Annotated in this window: 3 protein-coding genes; all 3 read right to left on the bottom strand. The window is 70.3% G+C overall.

Going from position 1 to position 1,590, the window contains the following annotated elements:
- Positions 1-281: adenosylhomocysteinase (locus H295_RS44585; RefSeq protein ID WP_043218970.1), on the bottom strand; the 281-nt coding region annotated here is incomplete at its 3' end.
- Entirely contained in the window at positions 259-1,128 is an 870-nt protein-coding gene (gene metF / locus H295_RS0142480; RefSeq protein ID WP_020141452.1) for a methylenetetrahydrofolate reductase [NAD(P)H], read from the bottom strand. The genes metF and H295_RS44585, both read right to left, overlap by 23 nt.
- Positions 1,125-1,590 (bottom strand): vitamin B12 dependent-methionine synthase activation domain-containing protein (locus H295_RS44580; protein WP_043218968.1); only part of this gene is annotated, 466 nt, incomplete at its 5' end. The genes metF and H295_RS44580, both read right to left, overlap by 4 nt.

Below are 1,590 nucleotides of genomic sequence, written 5' to 3'. Positions count from 1 at the left end.
GCCGCGTGGTCCTGGGTGGAGAAGATGTTGCAGGACGCCCAGCGGACCTCGGCGCCGAGAGCGACCAGGGTCTCGATGAGCACCGCGGTCTGCACGGTCATGTGCAGGGAGCCGGTGACGCGGGCGCCGGCCAGCGGCTGCGCCTCGGCGTACTCCTTGCGAATCGCCATCAGGCCGGGCATCTCGTGCTCGGCGAGGGTGATCTCCTTACGGCCGAACTCGGCCAGGGAGAGGTCGGCGACCCGGTGGTCCGTGACGTCAGCGTCCTGCTGCGAGGGCATGGGCACTCCTTGTGGTGGTGATGTTCCGGTGGATCTCGAGCGTCGCGGTGGACTTGTTGAGGGTGATGTAGTGCAGCCCGGGAGCACCCTCGGCGAGCAGCCGGTCCGCCATGGCGGTGGCGTGGTCGACGCCGATCCGGTGGCCGGCGTCCGGATCGTGCCGGGCCGCCTCCAGGCGGTGGGCCAGGTCCTCCGGGAAGGTCGCGCCGCTGAGTTCGGCGAACCGGCTGATCTGGCGCACATCCGTGGCGGGCATGATCTCCGGGATGACCGGGGTGTCGCAGCCCGCCGCCACGAGTCGGTCGCGCAGCCGCAGATAGTCCTCGACACGGAAGAACATCTGCGTGATCGCGTAGTCCGCTCCCGCCCGGCACTTGGCCACGAAGTGCCGGATGTCGTCGTCCCAGTCGCGGGAACGCGGGTGCCGCTCCGGGAAGGCGGCCACCCCGATCCTGAACTCGCCCAGCGAGCGCACGAGTTCGACCAGTTCGTGAGCGTACGTGAAGCCGTCGGGGTGCGGCCGCCAGGGACCGGTGGGATCCCCGGGCGGATCTCCGCGCAGCACCAGGACGTCACGGACCCCGGCGTCGGCGTACTGGCCGATGATGTGCCGCAGTTCGGCCACGGAGTGGCCCACGGCGGTGAGATGGGCGACCGGGCGCAGGGTCGTTTCGGTGACCAGTCGTTTGGTCACCTCGATGGTGCGGTCCCGGGAGGAGCCGCCGGCGCCGTAGGTGACGGACACGAAGTCGGGAGCGAGCGGCTCGATGCGGCGGATCGCCTGCCACAGCGTCCGCTCACCCCCGGGTGTCTTCGGCGGGAAGAACTCGAAGGAGAAGGTCGTCATGCGCGGCCTCCCGCGTTGAAGTAGCTCGCCTCGGGGTGGTGGACGACGATCGCGTCGGTGGACTGCTCGGGGTGGAGCTGGAACTCCTCGCTGAGGTGGACGCCGATGCGCTCGGGCCGGAGCAGGTCGGCGATCTTGGCGCGGTCCTCCAGGTTCGGACAGGCCGGGTAACCCAGTGAATAGCGGCAGCCCTGGTACTCGGTGCGGAACATACCGTCGAGGGTGCCGGGGTCGCCGCCCGCGATACCGAGCTCGGAGCGCACGCGCGCGTGCCAGTACTCGGCGAGGGCCTCGGCGAGCTGGACCGACAGTCCGTGCAGTTCGAGGTAGTCGCGGTAGGCGTCGGCCTCGAACAGCTCGGCGGTCCGCTCGCCGATCCGGGAGCCGACGGTGACGACCTGGAGGCCGACCACGTCGGTCTCCCCCGACTCCTCGGGGCGGAAGAAGTCGGCGAGGCACAGC

Source organism: Streptomyces sp. 351MFTsu5.1 (genome assembly GCF_000383655.1).
Classification (GTDB): domain Bacteria; phylum Actinomycetota; class Actinomycetes; order Streptomycetales; family Streptomycetaceae; genus Streptomyces; species Streptomyces griseorubiginosus.
The sequence above is the reverse complement of the archived record's forward strand: the minus strand, read 5'-3'. Positions and strand labels throughout refer to the sequence as shown.